Genomic DNA, 20,309 nt, shown 5'->3' on the forward strand with positions numbered 1-20,309 from the left:
GGTCTCGGCCCGACAGCCGAGATACTTTCTTTTGCTTGGCCTCGGCAATTGCTCCATGCGTTGCTCTACCTCCTGCATCCATGCAGAAGGTGGCGAAGCCGCAATAACCCTCTCCTGATGGAGAGGGCAGGGTGAGGAGAACCAAAAAAATCATTTTTCCGGCGATTTGGCGTCCGAAACGCCGATTCAATCGCTATGCTGTTGAAGAGGCGCAGCGTCCCGTCAAACGGTTCCCAGGTAGAACGAGGGAGACCTGGAAATCCAATGCCCGTGCTACTATTAAGCACCTAATGGTAATGACGGAAATGACCGGTAACTCATGATCGATCCCACGGCGTTACGCCCAAAAATCAAAAAATGCCTTAACGCGCTGGATGCGACCAAGCCGGTGGTTTTCGGCGACCATCCGTTGATCGAACGAGGCGTTAGCCACGAACTTTACGTTGAAGGTTTGCACGGCCCGGACCGTGCGTTGGTGCAAGTGCTGGCCGACCGTATCGATTTCGACGAAGGCGGCGGTACCTATCTGTTTTCCGGCAATCGTGGCACCGGCAAAACCACCGAATTGATGCGGCTGGCCGAAATGTTGCGCGGCTTCGGTTGCGAAGTGTTTTATGTGGACATGGCCGAATATCTCAACCTGACCATGGCGGTGGAAATCACCGACTTTCTGATCAGCATGCTGGGCGGTTTGTCGGAAAAAGTCGAACAACGTTTCGGCGACGACCCGGCGCGGACCGGCTTTTTCGAACGGGTTTGGAATTTCTTGCAAAGCGAAGTCAAGATAGATGAACTCGGTTTGGAAGGCGGAGATGACATTAAAGCCAGCCTGAAAATGTCCTTGCGCGAAAACCCGACCTTCAAGCAAAAGCTCCAGGAAAGTACCCGCGGCCACGTTGCCAAGTTGATGCAGGAATCCCGCCAATTCGTGGAAAGCACCGTCGAGTACATCCGCCAACAAAGCGGCGATCCGGCCAAAAAAGTGGTGCTGTTGCTGGATTCGGTGGAACGTTTGCGTGGGGTTGGCGATAGCGAAGACGTGGGTAAAGTGTTTAAAAGCGTGGAAACCATATTTTCCGGCCACGCCGACAAGCTGCGCTTGTCGCCGTTATATTTGGTTTGCACCGTGCCGCCGTATTTGACCGCACTGGCCGGCAGTTTGGCGGCGCTGTACTCCGGTGGGCGGATTTACATGCTACCCAGCGTCCACGTTTACGAAAACCGCCCGGAGGACGGCAAAGCCCCAGTGCCTTCACCGACCGGGCTGAATGCCATGGTGGAAGTGGTTGGCCGCCGTTTTCCGGAATGGAGCCAATTTTTTACCGGGGAACAATTGCTGCGGCTGGCCGCCAACTCCGGCGGCGACCTGCGCGACTTTTTCCGCATGGTCGGTTTGAGCATTACCGAGGCTTTGTACCAAACCAGTCTGCCGCTACCCGATAGCGTATTAAATGCCGCCGAAAGCGCCTTGCGCAACGACATGCCGTTGGCCGACGACGACAGGCAAAAATTGTCGCGGGTACTCAATACCCACGAACGGCCTTTGGAAAGCCTGGACAAACTGCCCGACTTCGCTCGCCTGATCGAAGGCAAATATCTGCTCAATTACCGTAACGGCGTGGATTGGTACGACGTACACCCGCTGCTGCGCGACAGCGTGGCCCGTGGCGGCTGATTCAGCCTATCGGGCGGAGCTGGACGCTATCTGGCGCCGGCTGCGCCCGCATCTGGAGTGGGCCGACGGCTTCAAACTGGCGATATTGTTCAGCCGCCATCCTGCCCCGGCCGAGGCGCTACGCCAACGTCTGTCGGATTTGCTGGCTTTCAATACCTTGCCGGCGCGGCACTTGGTTTTACAGCATCCCGAACAATTGAACGACACCTTGGCAGCGGTGTTTGGGTATCGGCCGTTAGCCGCCGCCCGGCCGCCGCTGTGGCTGGAGGCGCGGCTGGACGGTGCCGCCCAGCGCCAGGCGGTCTGGCAATTGTTGTCCCGCCTCAACGAACGGCGTTTTTTGCTGGAACGGGACATGGCCTGCCCGTTGGTGCTGGTATTGCCCGCCGAACTGCGCCCCGAAGTGCCCGTCATGCTGCCGGACTTGTGGAGTATCCGCTGCTTTACCGCCGACTTGCCGCTGCCGACGCTCCAACAACCGTCCGCCCGCGAACCCGAATCCGCGACCCCGGCCGTTGCGGCGGCTGGCGGCCAAGTCTCGGCGGCGGAACGCGAATGGCAGCGGCTCTGGCAAACCACTACCGATAAATCCCGCTTGGCGGCGGAGGCCGGGTTCGCCGCCGCCGAGGCGGCTGTGGAGCGCATGGATTACGCCGCCGCCGGCCAAATCGTCGGGCAACTGCTGCCGCTGCTGAAGCCGTTAACCGAACCGCAAAATACGCCGTCGGACCAATTGCGCAATTACAGCGTCGCTTTAGATTACGCCGGCGACGTCGAGCAAGCCTTGGGCCGGCTGGAAGCGGCCGCCGCCGCCTATGCGGAAAGCCTGGAATTGTGCCGGCACCTGCGCACTGCGCTGGGCGACGCCCCGCAAACCCTGCGCGATTTCAGCGTGGCGTTGATGAAGCTTGGCGACGTCGAGCAAACCCTGGGCCGGCTGGACGCGGCCGGCGCCGCTTATGCGGAAAGCCTGGAATTGTGCCGACAACTGCGCAACGTGCTGGGCGGGGCCCCGCAAACCCTGCGCGACTTGAGCGTGTCGTTGAACAAGCTCGGCGGCGTCGACCGAGCCCTGGGCCGGCTGGAAGCGGCCGGCGCCTCTTATGCGGAAAGTCTGGCATTGTGCCGGCAACTGCGCAGCGCGCTGGGCGACGCCCCGCAAACCCTGCGCGACTTGTGCGTGGTGTTGATCAAGCTCGGCGACGTCGAGCAAGCCCTGGGCCGGCTGGAAGCGGCCGGCGCCGCCTATGGCGAAAGCCTGGAATTGTGCCGGCAACTGCGCACTGTGCTGGGCGACGCCCCGCAAACCCTGCGCGATTTGAGCGTGTCGTTGAACAAGCTCGGCGACGTCGAGCAAGCCCTGGGGCGGCTGGAAGCGGCCGGCGCCGCCTATGCGGAAAGCCTGGAACTGCGCCGGCAACTGCGCAGCGCGCTGGGCGACGCTCCGCAAACCCTGCGCGACTTGAGCGTGTCGTTGAACAAGCTCGGCGACGTCGAGCAAGCCCTGGGCCGGCTACAAGCGGCGGCCGCCGCCTATGCGGAAAGCCTGGCATTGTGTCGGCAACTGCTCACTGTGCTGGGCGACGCCCCGCAAGCCCTGCGCGACTTGAGTGTGTCGTTGGAGAAGGTCGGCGACGTCGATCACGCCCTGGGCCGGCTGGAAGCGGCCCGCGCCGCCTATGCGGAAAGCCTGGCATTGCGCCGGCAACTGCGCATCGCGCTGGGCGACGCCCCGCAAGCCCTGCGCGACTTGAGTGTGTCGTTGGAGAAGGTCGGAGACGTCGATCACGCCCTGGGCCGGCTGGAAGCGGCCCGCGCCGCCTATGCGGAAAGCCTGGCATTCAGCCGGCAACTGCGCACTGCGCTGGGTGACGCCCCGCAAACCCTGCGCGACTTGAGTGTGTCGTTGGAGAAGGTCGGCGACGTCGATCACGCCCTGGGCCGGCTGGAAGCGGCCCGCGCCGCCTATGCGGAAAGCCTGGCATTCAGCCGGCAACTGCGCACTGCGCTGGGTGACGCCCCGCAAACCCTGCGCGACTTGAGTGTGTCGTTGGAGAAGGTCGGCGACGTCGATCACGCCCTGGGCCGGCTGGAAGCGGCCGGCACCGCCTATGGCGAAAGCCTGGAACTGCGGCGGCAACTGCGCAGCGCGCTTGGCGACGCCCCGCAAACCCTGCGCGACTTGAGCGTGTCGTTGATCAAGCTCGGCGACGTCGAGCAAGCCCTGGGCCGGCTGCAAGCGGCTCGCGCCGCCTATGCCGAGAGTTTGGCGATTTGTCAGCGTTTGACCGCCGTATTGCCGGAGGTGCCGCAATTTGCAGACGATTTGAAATGGGTGCAAGCCAAGCTGGATGCACTTGATGGTTAGGGTTTGCTAAGCGCCCCCGGACAGCGGAACCGTTGACCTCTGTCTTGATAACCAATCCCCTCAAGCCGCCGAACTCTTAACAATCCCCTGCCGGCTGGCGAGCAACGTCATTTCCGACATCGTTTTCACGCCCAACTTTTCCTTGATCGCGGTGCTGTGGTTGCAGACCGTCTTGTAACTCAAACACAGTTTCTCCGCCGCTTCGCGGGTGCTGAGGCCGTTGGCCAGCAGGCAGAAGATGTCGAATTCGCGCGGCGACAGCGATTTGATTTTGTACGACTCGTCCTGGCCTACCGCCATGTTGACCGCCAATTGCTGGGCCAGATCGGGATCGATGTAGGTGTTGCCTTCGGCGATGGCGCAGACGGCGGTGACCAAGGTGTCCGGTTCGTTGTTTTTGGTGATGTAGCCCCTGGCGCCGGCTTTGATCGCACGGGTGACGTAGACCAGTTCGTTATGAATGCTGAAGACCAGTATCCGGCAAGCCGGGTGCCGGCTCAGCAGGCGCCGCACCGATTCCAGACCGCCCAGGCCGGGCATCGATAAATCCATCACGACGACGTCCGGGGTGTGCCTGGAATAAATTTGGCAGGCGGTTTCGCCGCGGTCGGCTTCGTAGATTTCGCCGATGCGCTCGGACAGTGACAGGTAGGTCTTGTAACCGGCTCGGACCACGGCGTGGTCGTCCACCAATAACACGCTGATTTTGTTTGCCACAGGCAATACTTCCTCTTTCGCGGATTGCTGAATCGTTTCCGGCCGTTTCTATGCTCGCGGCCGCGGCCATCATGCCGTTTTTTGATGTGCGAAACCATGGGAGCTTTTCCTGTTTGCAGTTGGTTGGCGATGGGAAAGATTCCGCTGCTTTTCACGCGATTTTCCCGTGCTTTTCGTGGATTATTCCGTAACGCCGGGCCGGGCGGTTTCTTTACCATTTCCCGTCAGCATGGCCCGGTAGGTCTAAGTCAATGATGTGTGCGAATTGATCGAGACTGCTGATCTGAAAAAGTCAGGAGATTGCCGTACTGCGGCGTCTCGCGTTAACGGATAAACGCCAAAATCAAAGCACATCTTGCTATTGATTTTGCCCGGATACGCCCGTCGCGTATCCGCTTTTAACGGAAGGCTCCCCTAACCAACCGATTTGCCGGGCCATGCACTCTAATAAACAACATAGGAGGATTCATGCAAATTTCACGGTTTGCCAAGAACGTGGCGACATCGGCCGTTTTGACCGGAGCAGCGTTGAGCGTGCCGCAATCGGCGCAAGCGAATAAAGAGCTGGAGCAACTTTCCAAACAAAACACCAATTGGGTGATGCAGACCAAGGATTACGGCTCCACCCATTTCAGCGAGATGATCGACATCAACGCCAACAACGTTAAGAACCTGAAAGTGGCATGGTCTTTCTCGACCGGCGTACTGAACGGCCACGAAGGCGGTCCGCTGGTGGTCGACGGCATTATGTACGTACACACCCCGTATCCGAACAACGTGTTCGCGATCGATTTGAACGAGCCGGACAAGATCCTGTGGCAGTTCAAACCCAAACAAAACCCGGCAGCCCGCGCGGTTGCCTGCTGCGACGTGGTCAACCGCGGTCTGGCCTATGCCCCGGCCGGCAAGGATTATCCGGCCACCATCTTTTTGAATCAGTTGGACGGTCACGTCGTGGCTTTGAACGCCAAGACCGGCGAGCTGCGCTGGAAAATGGAAAACTCCGACATCGCCATGGGCTCGACCTTGACCGTGGCGCCGTTTGTCGCCAAGGATAAAGTCATCGTCGGCTCCTCCGGCGCCGAGCTGGGTGTGCGCGGCTACGCTACCGCCTTTAACATCAAGGACGGCAAGCAAGAGTGGCGGGTTTACGCCACCGGTCCGGACGAAGACATCAAATTGTCGAAAGACTTCAATAAAGCTAACCCGCATTACGGCCAGTTCGGTCTGGGTCTGAAAACCTGGGAAGGCGACGCCTGGAAAATCGGTGGCGGCACCAACTGGGGTTGGTACGCTTACGACACTGAGTTAGAAATGTTGTACTACGGCTCCGGCAACCCGGCACCGTGGAACGAAACCATGCGTCCCGGCGACAACAAATGGACCATGACCATCTGGGGCCGCGACATCAACAGCGGCGAAGCTAAATTCGGCTACCAAAAAACCCCGCACGACGAGTGGGACTATGCCGGCGTTAACTACATGGGCTTGTCCGAGCAAGTGGTCGACGGCAAGAAACGCAAGCTGCTGACTCACCCGGACCGTAACGGTATCGTTTACACCCTGGACCGGGAAAACGGCGATCTGATCAATGCCTTCAAGATCGACGACACTGTTAACTGGGTGAAAAAAGTCGATCTGAAAACCGGTCTGCCGGTGCGCGATCCGGAATATTCGACCCACATGGATCACCAAGCCACCGGCATCTGCCCGTCGGCGATGGGCTACCACAACCAGGGCATCGAGTCTTACGACCCGAACAAGCAACTGTTCTTCATGGGCGTGAACCACATCTGTATGGATTGGGAACCGTTCATGCTGCCTTACCGGGCCGGCCAATTCTTCGTCGGCGCGACTTTGAACATGTATCCGGGTCCTAAAGGCACCTTGGGTCAAGTCAAAGCCATGAACTCGGTCACCGGCAAAATGGAATGGGAAGTTCAGGAGAAATTCGCGGTCTGGGGCGGCACCATGGCCACCGCCGGCGACTTGGTGTTCTACGGCACTCTGGACGGCTACATCAAAGCCCGCCATTCCAAAACCGGCGAAGAGCTGTGGAAGTTCAAGCTGCCTTCCGGCGTCATCGGTCACCCGATTACCTATAAACACAACAACAAACAATATGTTGCGATTTATTACGGTGTCGGCGGCTGGCCGGGCGTTGGCTTGGTATTCGACCTGGCCGACCCGACCGCCGGTCTGGGCGCGGTGGGTGCGTTCAGGGAATTGGCGCACTACACCCAAATGGGCGGCGGCGTGATGGTGTTCTCGCTGTAAATCGTAGGGTGGGCATGCAATGCCCACCTGGTTGCCGAATTCGGTGGGCACGTTGTGCCCACCCTACGTCAGATTGGAAAACATGAAAAACACTATCCGCATTTTTACCGCATTGGCTCTGGGCCTGGGTTTTGCCACGGCCCAAGCCGAGCAACCGGCGTTGAAAGTCTGCACCGCCGAAAACGAAATGCCTTATGCCAACCAAGCCGGCGAGGGCTTCGAGAACAAGCTGGCGCACTACGTAGCCGAACAAATGGGCCGCAAGCTGGAAACGGTGACCTGGACCGACCCGCGTTACTTCATCCGCGACTACCTGGACAAGGGTTTGTGCGACGTGGTGATGGGTGTCGATGCCGGCGATCCGCGCCTACTGACCACGGCGCCGTATTACCGCTCCGGTTACGTCTTTATCAGCCGCGAGCAGGATGCGCTGGATTTGCAGAACTGGGACAGTCCGGCCTTGAAACAAGCCAAACGCATCGCTTTCGCGCCGGGTACCCCAGCCGAGACCATGTTGCGGACCATCGGCCGTTACAACGACATGTTCAATTACCAACAAGAATTGGCCGGCTTCAAGTCCAAGCGTAACCAGTACGTCAAATACGACAACGACAAGCTGGTCAACGAAGTCGCATCCGGCAAAGCCGAAATCGCGATTTTGTGGGGACCGGCGGCGGCGCGTTACGTGAAGGCTGCGGCGACACCACTGACGATGACGCTGATTCCGGATAACGCCAAGCGTGCCGACGGCGAAAAAGTCGGTCTGCACTACAGCACCGCGATCGGGGTGCGCAAAGGCGATACCGCATTGCTGGAGCAATTGAACAAAATCGTGCGCGAGAAACAGGACGATATCGAGGAACTGCTGGAAGCGGAAGGTATTCCGCTGCTGGAGGAACCCGCTAGCGCCTTGTCCATGAACTAACAGGAATCATTTAATGAAATTGAAGACATTTTTCAACGGCGTAGCGCTGACTCTGTCGCTTGTAACGGTGTCCGCCGTTCAGGCCGACATCACCTTGCGCCATGCCTTGACCGGCGAAGCGCTGGATTTGAGTTTCGCCAAGAAAGGCGGCAATACCGACAAATTCAAGCAATTCATGCAGACCGGCAAAAACCCGTACAACGGCGACGCCGAAGCCGCCAAGAAGGGCGAGAGTCTGTACATGACCGGTTGCTCCGGCTGCCACGGCCACGAAGCCGAAGGCAAACTGGGTCCCGGTCTGGCCGACGACTACTGGACCTATCCACGCGGTCTGACCGACCAGGGCTTGTTCGAAATCCTGTTCGGCGGCGCCAACGGCATGATGGGCCCGCAATACGTCAACTTCAGCACCGACGACATGCTGCACATCATGGCGTTCTTGCGCAGCATTTATAAGGGCGATCCGAAGAAGGCGGAGTGGTTGAAATAAACACCCTCACCCCCGGCCCCTCTCCCAGAGGGAGAGGGGAGATAACCCCTAACCGCTTAAATCGCAACAGGCCAAAAAAAGCCCTCTCTCCCATTGGGAGAGGGGTTGGGGTGAGGGATATTAATTGATTTATCAGGAGATCAACATGAACAAATTAGTACTGTTAGGTGTGGTATTGCTGGCCCTGGGGCTGTCCGGCACGGCGAAAGCCTACGACGGCACCAAATGCAAAGAAGCCGGCAACTGCTGGGAACCAAAGCCTGGCTATCCGGCGCAAGTAGCCGGCAGTAAATACGACCCGAAACACGATCCGAACGAGTTGAACAAACAAGCCCAGTCGATCAAGGAAATGGAAGCGCGTAACGCCAAACGCACCGAAGTTCTGGCGAAAACCGGCAAGTTCGTTTACGACGTGGAAGACAAATAACCCGGACCAGGCTTTATCGAACCCTTAGGAAGCCGCCAGGGAAGGCGGGGCCTAATTTCCGCGATTGCCGATCATAAACCTGTTATTCGGTCCGGGATGAGCGTGTCGATGAGGCGTAGGCCGGAATAAGCCGATAGGCGTTTCCGGCGTTTTCAGCTGATTCCGGTCTATCTCCCCAAGCGTTCTCGGCAACGGACTGTGCGGTAAACGCATCCCAACAGGATAAAACCACTCTGCTCCGGCAAAGTAATGCGCCGGGGCTTTTTTATGACTATGAATTCAGAACATCAACTCAGCGACGGGTGCGAACAGGCCCTGAATTTCGAGCGCCAAATCAACCGTATCGTGATCGGCCAGCAGGCCGCGGTGCGCAACCTGACCATCGCGGTGTTCGCCCGCGGCCACGTGTTATTGGAAGGCCAGGTCGGCGTCGGCAAGACCACCTTGCTGCGTACCGTCGCTCAGGGCTTGGGCGGCCGTTACCAACGCATCGAAGGCACGATCGATCTGATGCCGTCGGATTTGGTGTATTACACCTACCTGGACCAGGACGGCCGGCCGCGGGTCGATCCGGGGCCGCTGCTGAAACAGGGCGAGGAACTGGCGGTATTTTTCTTCAACGAAATCAATCGCGCCCGGCCGCAAGTGCATTCGCTGCTGCTGCGGGTGATGGCCGAGCGCGCCGTCGGTGCCTTCAACCACGAATACCGGATGCCGCACATGCTGGTATTCGCCGACCGCAACGGGGTCGAACGCGAGGAGACCTTCGAATTGCCGGCCGCCGCCCGCGACCGTTTTCTGATGGAAATCAACATCGCCGCGCCCGATGACGACGCGGTACTGGATCAGTTGATGTTCGACCCGCGTTTCCACGATGTCGATGCCTTGATCGAGGCGATGCCGGCGTCGGCGATCGGTTACCAAAACCTGAACGCGCTGGGCGAAGCGATTCAACAGCGGGTGCAGGCCGCGCCGGCCCTGCACAAATATGCGCTGGAGCTGTGGCAGGCGACTGCCAAGCCGCAGGCTTACGGCATTAGCGTCAGCGACGTCGACATCGGCCAATTGCTGCAATCCGGCGCCAGCCCGCGCGGCATGAGCTATCTGATTCGTGCGGCCAAGGTCAGGGCCTGGCTGGAAGGCCGCGACAGCTTGTGGCCGGAGGACTTGCAGGCCGTGTATGCGCCGACCATGAGCCATCGCCTGTTTTTAAACCCCATTTACGCCTATCGCCGGGAGGTCTTGCTTCCGGAACTGGTCAACCAAATCTTGCAGCGCATCGCCGCACCCTAAACTTATGGATTGGAAACGATTTTTACCCGCACTGGTCCCGCACGCCGGGCTCGGCCATTTGCTGGAAACCTATTTGACCTGGTCCGGTGTCGGCATCATCAGTTCCTTGATTGCCAGCATGCTGGACGCCTATTCCGACATTCCGTACGCCGCTTACTACACCAGCGCGCTGAACGACGCGGTCGGCTTCAAGTTCTGGATTTTGTTGTCGGTGATCGGCATTTTGCTGTTTTGCGTCAGCGTGCCGGTGCTGTATTTGTCCTTGCGCTTGCCGCAACTGGCCGGATTTTCGGCGCGTTTGCGCCGCTTTACCTACACCTTCTTCCTGGTCGCGTTCGACGAAGGGGCGTTGATGATCGGCATTTTGACCGCCAACTTTTTCGATACCAACGAACGCATTTCGCTGTTGGCCAATAAGTCGTTCCTGTTCAGCGACGTCGGCTTCTTCACCATTGTTGCGCTGTTGATATTGGACTCGCTGCTTTGGCTGCTGGGCGAGGCGATTTACAGCCGCAATCAGCGCGGTTATTCCGGCGTGGTGGAGCTGCTGGTGAATGCGCCGCTGAAATATGCCTTGCCGGGTTATTTGCTGGTGACCGGGCTGGTGGTGCAGGTCGTCGTCACCCAATAGCCAGACCTCATTCCGTCAGCATGTCTCCAGCTCACCATGCCATGGCCTCTCGTATCGAACCTTTCTGCTATCGCTTGCCCAGACCGGCCGTCGAGGTTTACCCCGGCGCCCACCCCGGCCAGCTGGTCGGCAACGGCCAATTATTCAAACGCCATGAGGCGCTACTGGCCCGGCCCGATCCGCGCCGGCTGGATTTGCGCGCCAGCCTGCTCGATCCGTTCGGCCAATACCGGGTCAAGGCCTACCAGGAACACGACCGGGTCGAGGTCATGGTGCTGGCGGATCTGTCGGCGTCGCTGGCTTACCGCGGCGTTTTCGATAAACGCCAAGTCATGCTCGACCTGATTCGCGCTATCGCCGAATCGGCTTTGGCTTGCGGCGATCGGATCGGTTTTGCCGGTTTCGGCCCCGACGAGAAGCCCTTGTTGTATGCGCCGCCCGGCGGCGATCTGAGTTGGTTATCGTCCTTGAGCGGCATCCTCGAACAACTGCCGCAGCAACGCGGCTGCCAAGGTTTGTGGCAGGCCGGCGCTTACTTGCCGCGGCGGCGGGCCTTGTTGTTTTTGCTCGGCGACGGCCATTGGCCGACCGCGCAATTGCCTGCTTTATTGGCGAGCGTAGGCCGCCACGAACTGGTGCCGTTGTTGATCTGGGACGCCGCCGAATACCGCGCCTTGCCGGATTGGGGGTTGCTGGCACTGCAAGATCCGGAAAGCGGTCGCCGCCGGCGATTGTGGTTGCGGCCGTCTTTGAAACGGCGCATCGAGCTAGCCTACAGCCGGCGCCGGTCCCTGTTGCAGCGCTTGTTTCGCGCCGCCGGCAGCGAACCGCTGTTCATCGAACAGGGTTACCGGGTCGAACAATTCAATCGTTATTTCCTGGAGCGGGCAGCGTGAAGTCGTGCCGATACCTAGCAGCATTCTCGCGTCTGGTGGCGTTGGCGATTGCGGCAGCGTTGGCAGCAGCGTGTGCCGGCGGCCCGAGCCGGCCGGTCGAGGCCTTCAATCTGGAAACGCCGCGGCCGTTCGGTTATCAGATCGGCGATACCGTGCCGATGCGGATTCTGGTGCAGACCCGGCCCGGCGTGCAACTGCAGCCGGCCAGCCTGCCCAAGCCCGGCCCGCTGAACCGCTGGTTGAATCTGCGCCGGATCGAGCTGGCCGAGGCCGGCGACGGCACATACCGGATCGACCTGGAATACCAGGTGTTTTATGCGCCGCTGGAAGTGAAAGCCTTGACCATCCCCGGCTTTGCCTTGCGCTTCAGCCAATACGGCCAAACCGTCGAGGAAAGCGTGCCGCCGTGGCAGTTCACGCTGGCGCCATTGCGGGAATTGATCGCCCGGCAGGATGTCGACGGCGAATATTTACGGCCGGATCAACCGCCGGCCTTGTTGTCGACCGCAGCCGTGCGCACCAATCTGGTATTGGCGCTGATGGCCGCGGCGGCGTTGGGCTTGAAGCTGGCGCGGCAGTACGGTTATCTGCCCTGGTTTGCCCGGCGCAGTCCGTTCAAAACCGCCGAAAAGCATTTGCGCCGCTTGGCGCCGGCCGAATTGGGAGCCGGACTGGCTGCTTTGCACAGCGCGCTTAATGCGACTTACGGTGCACCGGTATTCGGCCATCGTCTGCCGGAGTTTTTGCGGGCGCATCCAGAATTCGGCCAAATCCAATCCGAACTGGTCTGGTTTTTCGATTACTCCAACCGGTTTTTCTTTGCCGGACAGCCGGACTTGGTCGGCGCCGATTTCGATCGCCTGCAAAAACTGTGCGGCTGGTGCCGGGCGATAGAACGGGGCAGCCGGTGAATCTGGCCGTCGAACAACCCTGGCTGTTGGCCGGCCTGCTGCTCTGTGCGTTGCCCTTGCTGCGCTACGGCCAGCGCGTAACCGGCCATCCGGCGTTGGACCTGATACCGGCGGACGGGCTGTCGCTGGCGGTCGACGCCGCCATCCGGCTGCTGGGCGCGTTGGCCTTGGCGGGGCTGGTACTGGGGATGGCCGGGATTTACCGCACCGAACAGCAGGTCGAGCGCATCGGCCACGGCGCGCATATCGTGTTGCTGCTGGACCGCAGTAACAGCATGGATCAGACCTTTGCCGGTACCGCCGCCGAAACCGGCGGGGCCGAGAGCAAGGCCGCCGCCGCCCGGCGTTTGCTGAGCCAATTCGTCGAACGCCGCGAACACGATTTGATCGGCGTCGCCGCTTACAGTACCTCGCCGCTATTCGTCACGCCGCTGACCGAGAACAAGCAGGCCGTTGCGGCCGCCATCGCCGCAACCGCGCGGCCGGCGCTGGCCTATACCAACGTCAGCAAGGGCTTGGCGCTGGCCTTGTCCTACTTCGACCAACGCCCGGCGACCGGCGCCCGTATCGTTTTGTTGGTGTCGGACGGCGCCGCGGTGATAGATCCGGACAGCGAAGCCAAGCTCAGAGAATTGTTTCAGCGCCAGCAGGTACGCTTGTACTGGGTGTTTTTGCGCACCGCCAATAGTCCCGGCCTGTTCGACCAGCCGAGCGATCCGCGCGACGACAACGCCCAGGCCATGCCGGAGCGCTATTTGCACTTGTTCTTTTCCAGCCTGCATATTCCCTATCAGGCCTATCAAGCGGAAGACCCCGGCGCGATGCGGCAGGCGATAGAGGATATCAACCGGCTGGAACAGCAACCGCTGCATTATTTCGAACGGATTCCAAAGCAGGATTTGGCGCCGCTGTGCTACCGCAGCGCGGCGTTGCTGCTGTTACTCCTGATCGCTGTTAAAGCTTGCGAGGCCAAATGTTAATCCGACGCATCAAACACGGTTTTTGGTGGACCGCGCTGGCCGCGGCACTGGCGGTGGCGCTGAGCCAGGCTTGGCTCTGGGCCGGGATTGCCGGGCAAAACCGGCTGATCGGGCAGTTGCTGGCCGGACGCGATGTCGCGGTCGAGGATTTCGCCAATGCCGATCCGGCGTTGCGACTGGCGCGGGCGGTGTATTTGCGCAAAGCCGGGCGTTACGACGATGCGTTGGCGACCTTGAATCTGTTGTTGCAGCAGGCGCCGCCGGCTTTGCGCGCTCAGGCCCGCTACAATCTGGGCAATCTGTATCTGACCCAGGCCCAGGAGAAGTTGAAGGCAGGCGGTGTCGATAGTGCGACGCCGTTGGTCGGCCTGGCCAAACAGGCCTACCGCGAGGCGCTGGCCGCCGACCCCGGCTTTTGGGATGCCAAATACAATCTGGAAGTGGCGATGCGTTTACTGCCGGAAATGGACCGGATCAACAGCGGCAATCAGGAAGACGACGGTTCGCAAAAGTCCGAACTGTGGACTTCGTTGCCGGGCTTTCCGCGTGGCTTGCCGTAATGCCTGGCTTCAGGTTGGAACATGGCATTCGCTAATCCAGTCGCAAGCTGTCACTGCCGGAGCTATTGCCAATGACGCTAGTCAAGGATTTTCGTTTCTGGCTGTTGGCCGCGGCGCTGGTGTTGGCCCTGGTCGCGGCGGCCGGGCCGACCCGCGTTGCCCGCCAGCCCTTGTACCGGCTGGTGTTCGTCGTCGACATCACCCGCAGCATGAACACCGAGGACTACCAGAGCGACGGCCTGTCCGTCAGCCGGCTGGAGTTCGTCAAGCAGACCCTGCGCCAACAACTGCTGGCCTTGCCCTGTCAATCGCAAGTCGGTTTGGGCGTGTTTACCGAACGGCGTTCGGTGGTGTTGTTCGAACCGATCGAAGTCTGTGCCGGCTTTGCCGAAATCGATGCGGCCATAGCGGCCTTGGATTGGCGCATGGCCTGGGCGGCGGATAGCCGCATTGCCTCCGGCCTGGCATCGACGCTGGAAGCCTTCAAAAACAGCCGGGATAGTTTGGTATTTTTCAGTGACGGCCAGGAAGCGCCGCCGCCGAATCCGCGCTACCAGCCGGATTTGACCGTATTCAAAGGTCAGGTCAAGGGCTTGATCGTCGGCGTCGGCGGCGACCAGGCGGCGCCGATTCCGAAATTCGATGCCAACGGCAAGCGTTTGGGGTTTTACCGGCCGGAAGATGTACCGCACCGCTCCACCTTCGGCGAGTCTGATTTGAATCCGGAAAAAATCGAAGGCTACGACGCCCGCAACGCGCCGTTCGGCAGTCGGGCGGTGAGCGGCGACGAGCATTTGAGCCGCTTGCACGAAGACTATCTGCGTAAACTGGCCGGCGACAGCGGCTTGCGCTATCAGCGCCTGCTGGATGCGGAAAGCTTGGGTTTGGCGCTGGCACAGAGCGGCTTTGCCGAACCGGGGCAGACCGAAACCGACATCGCCTGGCAATTTGCCGGGTTGGCCGGGTTGGCGCTGGCGGCGCTGTACTGGCGCAACTAAGGCTTAGTCAGCCGGCGGGCAGTCGGCGGCAATCGCCAAGGCGCGGTCGATCTCGTCCAGCGAGTTGTAAAAATGCGGCGAGAAACGCACGCCGCCGCCGCGCAAGGCGCAGACCACGCCGTGCTGTTGCAGATGCCGGTACAGCGTCTCGTTACCGGCTTCGCGGTGTTTGAACACGACGATGCCGGACTTCAGTCTGGGCGCCGCTTCGGACAGCAACAACAGATTCGGCTGATTGCGGATGGCGTGACGCAAAAAGTCGCTGCGTTCCAGCACCAGCGTTTCCACCGTTGCCATCCCGGTCTCCAATAACAACGACAGGCTGGCCGACAGGGCCTGAATCCCCAGCATGTTCGGGCTGCCGCATTCGAAGCGGCGGGCGCTGGGGTGAATCTCCCAGGGCCGGTTCTCGTAGTTGTGGGTGTCCTTCATCATGTGCCAGCCGTACTGGCTCAAACTCAGCCGCTCCCTCGCCTCAGGTGTCGTGTAAAACACGCCCAAGCCCTCCGGGCCGAACAGCCATTTGTGGCCGTCGGCCATCGCAAAATCGGCCTGGCAGGCCTGTACGTCGAATTGCACCGCACCCAGGCTTTGAATCGCGTCGACGCAAAGCAGGATGCCGCGCCGCTTGCAGAATTCGCCGATCCGCTCCAAATCCATTCTGAGACCGGAGCCGAACTGGATCGAACTGACGGTCAGCAGCCGGGTGTTTTGGTCCACCAGCGCAAACAGCGCGTCTTCCGGCGTCGCCGCGCTGCGCAGGTCGGCCTCGCGGAATTCCACGCCCCGAGCCGCCAGGGCTTGCCAGGGCAGGCGGTTGGAGGGGAACTCTTCGTTGCTGGAAACGATGTTGTCGCCGGCTTGCCAGGTCAGGCCGCAGGCCACGAAGGACAACGCCTCCGAGGTGTTTTTGACCAGGGCGATATCGTCGGCCGACGCCGCGTTGAGCAATTCCTTGAACTGGCGCCGAATCAGCAATTCTTTTTTCAGCCAATCCGGGTAGTAATGCGAACCCCAGTCGCGGTTTTGTTCGGCAAAGGCGATGACGGCGGCACTGGTGCGTTTCGGCCACGGCGCCACGGCGGCATGGTTCAAGTAGATCAATTCGTCGCTGAGCGGAAATTCGGGATGTTTCATAATCGGGGCTCCGGCTGGTAGGAATGCCGCGCGGGGCACGGGTGACTGGCTCGAGACCAATCATAACGGGGGTGGCGGCGCAATTTCAATCGATTGTCGGCATTTACCGGCTACCGGCAAAGCTCGGTGTCGGCCAAGCCGTGATATAAAACGCTGTTGGCGGCCGCGAACCGTTGCCGAGACTAAACATTCAGATTTTAAAAGTTATCGAACATGATGGAATTGATTTGGATTAGCGCAGCCTATCTGACTGGCCTGGTCGCCAGCAGGTTGTCGTTTCCGCCGTTAGTCGGCTATCTGGCGGCCGGCTATGCCCTGAATGCGCTCGGCGTCGCGCCGTTGGCCGATCTGAACCACATCGCCGAGATCGGCATCGAACTGCTGTTGTTTTCGGTCGGGTTGAAGTTGAAGCCGGCTTCGTTAATCCGGCGCGAGGTGATCAGCGTCGGCGGCGCCCACCTGTTGATGACCACGTTTTTTTCGGCGCTGGTATTTTTCTGGTTGGAGCGGCATGTCACCGGCGGCCTGGTGCTGGGCGTCAGTCTGGCTTTTTCCAGTACCGTGCTGGCGATCAAGGTGCTGGAAGACAACGGCGAATTGTCGTCCCTGCACGGCCGCGACGTGATGAGTATTCTGATTTTGCAGGATATCGTCGCGATCGGGCTGCTGGCGGTGGCGGAGGGAAAACAGCCGACGCATTGGGCCTTGGCCTTGTTTTTGTTGCCGCTGCTGCGGCCGCTGGCCCATCGGATGCTCGCTGCCAGCCGTTCGTCCGAACTATTGCTGCTCCTGGGGGTCACCCTGGCCTTGGCCGGTGGCGTTGCCGCCGAAAAATCGGGGATATCGGCCGACATCGGCGCGTTACTGACCGGCATCATGCTGGCCAACCATGCCAAAATCCACGAGTTGACCGACCGCTTGTGGAGCTTGAAAGAACTGTTCCTGGTGGCGTTTTTTCTGCAGATCGGTATCAGCGATCTCCCCAGCCGGGAACAAGTGTTCATGGCGCTGCAATTGTTGGCGTTGTTGCCGGTGCAAGGCATATTGTTTTTCGGTTTGTTCCTGTTTGCCGGTCTGCGGGCGCGTACCGCTTTCGTCTCGACGCTGGCGTTAACCACCTACAGCGAATTCGCGCTGATTACGACCCGTGCCGTGGTGGACGCCAACTTGCTGCCCGGCGAATGGAATGCCGTCATCAGTCTGGCGGTGGCCGGCTCGCTGGCGTTTGCGGCGCCGCTGAACCGCTATTCGCATGCCCTGTTTTCCTGGTTCGAACCGTTTCTGGTGCGCTTCGAAAAGAAAACCGGCAATCCGGACCGATTGCCGGAATCCTTCGGCGTCGCCGAATGGTTGGTGATCGGCATGGGCCGCACCGGCGTCTCGGCCTACCAAGCTTTGTCGGCGCAGGAGCAGCGGGTAGTGGGCCTGGACGCCGACCCCACCGTATTGGAAAACCTGTTGGCCGAGGGCCGGCGCGTGGTCTACGGCGATGCCGAAGACAGCGAGCTGTGGAGCGGATTGCGCCTGGAGCGAATGAAGGGCGTTGTGGTTACCGTACCGGAGGTCGAAACCCGTCTGCTCGCCATCAGCCAACTGCGCAAACGCGGCTTCAAAGGCCGAATCGGCACGCTGTGCCACCACCAGGACGAAGAACCCGAACTAAACCGCGCCGGCGCCGACTTCGTGATTCATCCGCTGGTTGAAGCGGGTAATCAATTGGCCAGGAATATGTTGGGGGGTGAGGGGTGATGACGGAGTGTTGGGCGGCGAAAGTCGAGCCATAAGCGAGTTGGTTGATATTTCCAATGACTGCTAATGGGTGATTGGTTGAATCTGAGTTTGTGGACGTAGGCTGGGTTGAATGACAATGAAACCCAGCTTCGAAGCCGATAAGTTTCGTTATAAAAAGAGTAGTTTGAATGCAAAGAATCCTGGTTGTTTCAAGACATCTGCTGGGTTTTGCGTTGCTCTACCCAGCCAACGGTCCTGAGCGGCGAATGTCGACCCCAAGCGGACGATCGGCTCAATTGATTGGATGACTGCATCTGGTATTTTTCCCGCCATGTTGTTTAGCACCGATGATATACAATTGACTACATAATTCCTTGTTAAACCGATACTTACATGCCGAGATTCTTCCGAATCCTGTTGTTATTTTCACCAATTATGGCAGCACATGCCGATGAACTGCACAAACTCATCGGTTACAAATGTGATGCCCATCAGAATGCACTTGTTCTCTCTTACGCGGCGGCCTATAACGAAATCGGCGAAGAAATGACCAAGAACAAAAGCCTATTTCAATGGGACCCTTGGTCACTTATTGTTACAGAGGAGCGAGATACTCATATGCTTGTCATCGAGGCCAAAACGGCCAAAGGCCAATGCAAGCTAAAAGATGGGCTTTACGAAATAACTATTGGCCCAGTACCAGGTAATCCCAACCTTGAGAGTCGTTGCGGTTCCTATATGTCAGTATGGGCGGAGGTTCGACGGGGTGAGGAAATTGTCTTGCCACCTTACCAGTTCGATCCACCATGCTTTGATGATGGGCCGATAACATCTGAGATCGTCATAAAATCCGGTAGTGACAGACCTGTAACAAAAAAGCTTTCTCCAACCGAATTTTATCAATGAGGCTGCTTCAGCACCGTGCAGCTGTATGATAACTAGCTCCCTGAGACGATCAACGGGCTAAATCAAACATCAAATGAGCAAATTCGGGCGTAAACCGGCCATTGAGAAATATGCTCCGTCGGTCCGCAACTGGCCGAAAGCCAACTCAGCCAGACCCCGCGCCCGCCAACACACCCTTCCGAAGTTAATTTAATGCCATTGCCCTCGCGGTTTGCGAGGCTCCGGGCCGAATGGTTTTATCCCTCTCCGGCCAAAGCGTTTTTTCTTGGTAAGCTATGCAGCCAATTCAACCAATGCCTGCCAATGGAGATATAGATGACCACGATTTTTCGCCTTACCGCCGCCTTGTTGTTAAGCCTGGGCGCCGATAGCGTTTACGCTTACGGCAGCGGCCAGAGTTCCAGCCATTGCGATAAGCCGGCGTTTTCCGAGTTTCAACCGGCGGCCAACAAATATTTGCAGACGTTTCAGGAGTTCTCGCTGTCGGCGTCTGCCAACACGACGCCGACGTCTATCGTGGTCCATGTCAGTGCCGGCGATATCAAATACGAATATACCGCCAAGGAACTCTACATCAGCCAACACAAAAGTGGGCGTTACGAGGTGCGCGGCAAGATAGACCGGCCGATCGAGCACGGTTTCGTCAGAATCAGCGTCACGGCGCACAGCAAGCCGAGCTGCGAAAAAACCGACGGCTATTTGGTCCGGATCCAGTAATTTGAGCCCCGGTCGCGCTTCCGGGGCGGCTGTGCCCGATCAGGGTTTGCCTTGCAGTTGTTTTAGTGCCGCCGCGACTTTTTGGGCGTCCAGGGCCGGGTCCACATCGTTGTCGATACGGCGCACCTTCAATTCGGGGTCGATGATGAAAGTCCAGCGTTTGGCCATGGTCAACACCGGCATTTTCGCGCCGTAAGCTTGGGTGACGCTGGCGTCCGGATCGGAGAGCAGCGTGAAGCCGAGTTTGTGCTCGCGGTGGAATTTGGCCAATTCGGCGACCGAATCGGTACTGAGGCCGTAAACCTCGGCACCTTGCTGGCGTATGGTCTGAATCGCGTCGCGGAAGGCGCAGGCTTGGGCGGTACAGCCCGGCGTGCCGGCTTTCGGATAAAAATACAGTACGGTCCAGCCATTGCCGCGGCGCGAGTTCAGGTCGAACTCGCCGCCGTCGTGGGTCTTGGCCTGAAACGTGGGTGCGGTATTGCCGATTTGCAATTGCTCGGCAAAGGCAGGCGGCAGGCCGCCGAAAAACAGTACGAGCGGGATCAATAAGGCGCTGAATCGATTCATGGATATTTTCCTCGGCAGAGTGACGGTGGGAGCATGCCGGCTATTGTCGGCCAAGGTCGGCGCTTTAGGTAGCATTTGTTGAGCGGTAGCAAAAAAGTTG

At 59.3% G+C, this 20,309-nt stretch carries 19 protein-coding genes; 16 read left to right on the forward strand and 3 right to left on the reverse strand.

What is annotated here, in order from left to right; all coding sequences use genetic code 11:
• Positions 1–319: 319 nt before the first annotated feature.
• On the forward strand, positions 320–1,675 hold the full coding sequence (locus AC0IM9_RS03670) for a P-loop NTPase family protein (RefSeq protein WP_482803098.1): 1,356 nt from the start codon (positions 320–322) through the stop codon (positions 1,673–1,675).
• A complete protein-coding gene (locus tag AC0IM9_RS03675) occupies positions 1,665–4,043 on the forward strand; it encodes a tetratricopeptide repeat protein (protein ID WP_482803099.1) in 2,379 nt (792 codons plus the stop codon). The genes AC0IM9_RS03670 and AC0IM9_RS03675 overlap by 11 nt, the downstream gene beginning before the upstream one ends.
• Positions 4,044–4,103: 60 nt before the next feature.
• Here AC0IM9_RS03675 and AC0IM9_RS03680 read toward each other — a convergent pair whose 3' ends face one another.
• A complete protein-coding gene (locus AC0IM9_RS03680; protein ID WP_445371191.1) occupies positions 4,104–4,760 on the reverse strand; it encodes a response regulator in 657 nt (218 codons plus the stop codon).
• A gap of 468 nt (positions 4,761–5,228) precedes the next feature.
• Between AC0IM9_RS03680 and AC0IM9_RS03685 the strand changes: the two genes are divergently transcribed.
• From AC0IM9_RS03685 to AC0IM9_RS03735, 11 genes are all read left to right on the forward strand, one after another.
• A complete protein-coding gene (locus AC0IM9_RS03685; RefSeq protein WP_482803100.1) occupies positions 5,229–7,037 on the forward strand; it encodes a methanol/ethanol family PQQ-dependent dehydrogenase in 1,809 nt (602 codons plus the stop codon).
• 82 nt (positions 7,038–7,119) lie between these two features.
• The gene (moxJ, locus tag AC0IM9_RS03690) at positions 7,120–7,962 is read left to right on the forward strand and encodes a methanol oxidation system protein MoxJ (RefSeq protein WP_482803101.1); all 843 of its coding nucleotides are present in this window, start codon (positions 7,120–7,122) and stop codon (positions 7,960–7,962) included.
• 13 nt (positions 7,963–7,975) lie between these two features.
• Positions 7,976–8,452 (forward strand): cytochrome c(L), periplasmic, encoded by a 477-nt coding sequence (gene moxG, locus AC0IM9_RS03695; RefSeq protein ID WP_482803102.1) that lies wholly within the window; start codon positions 7,976–7,978, stop codon positions 8,450–8,452.
• Between the two features lie 145 nt (positions 8,453–8,597).
• Positions 8,598–8,879 carry a methanol dehydrogenase gene (locus AC0IM9_RS03700; RefSeq protein WP_140911124.1) on the forward strand — a complete coding sequence of 94 codons (282 nt, stop codon included), beginning with the start codon at positions 8,598–8,600 and terminating at the stop codon, positions 8,877–8,879.
• Positions 8,880–9,152: 273 nt separating this feature from the next.
• Positions 9,153–10,172, forward strand: a complete 1,020-nt coding sequence (locus tag AC0IM9_RS03705) for an AAA family ATPase (RefSeq protein ID WP_482803314.1) — start codon at positions 9,153–9,155, stop codon at positions 10,170–10,172.
• A 4-nt stretch (positions 10,173–10,176) separates the two neighbouring features.
• A complete protein-coding gene (locus tag AC0IM9_RS03710; RefSeq protein ID WP_140911125.1) occupies positions 10,177–10,803 on the forward strand; it encodes an MxaP protein in 627 nt (208 codons plus the stop codon).
• Positions 10,804–10,844: 41 nt separating this feature from the next.
• On the forward strand, positions 10,845–11,699 hold the full coding sequence (locus AC0IM9_RS03715; protein ID WP_482803103.1) for a DUF58 domain-containing protein: 855 nt from the start codon (positions 10,845–10,847) through the stop codon (positions 11,697–11,699).
• Positions 11,696–12,610, forward strand: a complete 915-nt coding sequence (locus AC0IM9_RS03720) for a nonribosomal peptide synthetase MxaA (RefSeq protein WP_482803104.1) — start codon at positions 11,696–11,698, stop codon at positions 12,608–12,610. Before AC0IM9_RS03715 ends, AC0IM9_RS03720 begins: the two co-directional genes overlap by 4 nt.
• On the forward strand, positions 12,607–13,590 hold the full coding sequence (locus AC0IM9_RS03725; protein WP_482803105.1) for a vWA domain-containing protein: 984 nt from the start codon (positions 12,607–12,609) through the stop codon (positions 13,588–13,590). Before AC0IM9_RS03720 ends, AC0IM9_RS03725 begins: the two co-directional genes overlap by 4 nt.
• Complete coding sequence (locus AC0IM9_RS03730; RefSeq protein WP_140911129.1) at positions 13,584–14,150, forward strand: MxaK protein; 567 nt, start codon at positions 13,584–13,586, stop codon at positions 14,148–14,150. Before AC0IM9_RS03725 ends, AC0IM9_RS03730 begins: the two co-directional genes overlap by 7 nt.
• A gap of 71 nt (positions 14,151–14,221) precedes the next feature.
• Positions 14,222–15,148 carry a vWA domain-containing protein gene (locus AC0IM9_RS03735; RefSeq protein WP_482803106.1) on the forward strand — a complete coding sequence of 309 codons (927 nt, stop codon included), beginning with the start codon at positions 14,222–14,224 and terminating at the stop codon, positions 15,146–15,148.
• 3 nt (positions 15,149–15,151) lie between these two features.
• On the opposite strand, the gene AC0IM9_RS03740 is transcribed toward AC0IM9_RS03735, so the two are convergent.
• Positions 15,152–16,285: an aminotransferase class V-fold PLP-dependent enzyme gene (locus AC0IM9_RS03740; RefSeq protein ID WP_482803107.1), complete on the reverse strand. Its 1,134-nt coding sequence runs from the start codon at positions 16,283–16,285 to the stop codon at positions 15,152–15,154.
• Between the two features lie 213 nt (positions 16,286–16,498).
• Between AC0IM9_RS03740 and AC0IM9_RS03745 the strand changes: the two genes are divergently transcribed.
• From AC0IM9_RS03745 to AC0IM9_RS03755, 3 genes are all read left to right on the forward strand, one after another.
• Complete coding sequence (locus AC0IM9_RS03745; protein WP_482803108.1) at positions 16,499–18,034, forward strand: cation:proton antiporter domain-containing protein; 1,536 nt, start codon at positions 16,499–16,501, stop codon at positions 18,032–18,034.
• Positions 18,035–18,409: 375 nt separating this feature from the next.
• Positions 18,410–18,922, forward strand: coding sequence for a hypothetical protein (locus AC0IM9_RS03750; RefSeq protein WP_482803109.1), 513 nt, complete (start codon positions 18,410–18,412; stop codon positions 18,920–18,922).
• A gap of 315 nt (positions 18,923–19,237) precedes the next feature.
• A complete protein-coding gene (locus AC0IM9_RS03755) occupies positions 19,238–19,639 on the forward strand; it encodes a hypothetical protein (protein ID WP_482803110.1) in 402 nt (133 codons plus the stop codon).
• A gap of 39 nt (positions 19,640–19,678) precedes the next feature.
• Here the strand turns inward: AC0IM9_RS03755 and AC0IM9_RS03760 are convergent, their stop codons facing one another.
• Positions 19,679–20,209, reverse strand: coding sequence for a peroxiredoxin (locus tag AC0IM9_RS03760; RefSeq protein WP_482803111.1), 531 nt, complete (start codon positions 20,207–20,209; stop codon positions 19,679–19,681).
• Between the last annotated feature and the right edge of the window lie 100 nt (positions 20,210–20,309).

The sequence above is a fragment of the Methylomonas sp. Uni0011 genome (genome assembly GCF_056850255.1).

Excerpts from the sequence above, each read along its gene's own strand:
- AC0IM9_RS03670 (WP_482803098.1), top strand. The coding sequence starts at position 320 with ATGATCGATCCCACGGCGTTACGCCCAAAAATCAAAAAATGCCTTAAC.
- AC0IM9_RS03685 (WP_482803100.1), top strand. The coding sequence starts at position 5,229 with ATGCAAATTTCACGGTTTGCCAAGAACGTGGCGACATCGGCCGTTTTG.
- moxJ (WP_482803101.1), top strand. The coding sequence starts at position 7,120 with ATGAAAAACACTATCCGCATTTTTACCGCATTGGCTCTGGGCCTGGGT.
- moxG (WP_482803102.1), top strand. The coding sequence starts at position 7,976 with ATGAAATTGAAGACATTTTTCAACGGCGTAGCGCTGACTCTGTCGCTT.
- AC0IM9_RS03700 (WP_140911124.1), top strand. The coding sequence starts at position 8,598 with ATGAACAAATTAGTACTGTTAGGTGTGGTATTGCTGGCCCTGGGGCTG.
- AC0IM9_RS03705 (WP_482803314.1), top strand. The coding sequence starts at position 9,153 with ATGAATTCAGAACATCAACTCAGCGACGGGTGCGAACAGGCCCTGAAT.
- AC0IM9_RS03710 (WP_140911125.1), top strand. The coding sequence starts at position 10,177 with ATGGATTGGAAACGATTTTTACCCGCACTGGTCCCGCACGCCGGGCTC.
- AC0IM9_RS03715 (WP_482803103.1), top strand. The coding sequence starts at position 10,845 with ATGGCCTCTCGTATCGAACCTTTCTGCTATCGCTTGCCCAGACCGGCC.
- AC0IM9_RS03730 (WP_140911129.1), top strand. The coding sequence starts at position 13,584 with ATGTTAATCCGACGCATCAAACACGGTTTTTGGTGGACCGCGCTGGCC.
- AC0IM9_RS03735 (WP_482803106.1), top strand. The coding sequence starts at position 14,222 with ATGACGCTAGTCAAGGATTTTCGTTTCTGGCTGTTGGCCGCGGCGCTG.
- AC0IM9_RS03740 (WP_482803107.1), bottom strand. The coding sequence starts at position 16,285 with ATGAAACATCCCGAATTTCCGCTCAGCGACGAATTGATCTACTTGAAC.
- AC0IM9_RS03745 (WP_482803108.1), top strand. The coding sequence starts at position 16,499 with ATGATGGAATTGATTTGGATTAGCGCAGCCTATCTGACTGGCCTGGTC.
- AC0IM9_RS03750 (WP_482803109.1), top strand. The coding sequence starts at position 18,410 with ATGCCGAGATTCTTCCGAATCCTGTTGTTATTTTCACCAATTATGGCA.
- AC0IM9_RS03755 (WP_482803110.1), top strand. The coding sequence starts at position 19,238 with ATGACCACGATTTTTCGCCTTACCGCCGCCTTGTTGTTAAGCCTGGGC.
- AC0IM9_RS03760 (WP_482803111.1), bottom strand. The coding sequence starts at position 20,209 with ATGAATCGATTCAGCGCCTTATTGATCCCGCTCGTACTGTTTTTCGGC.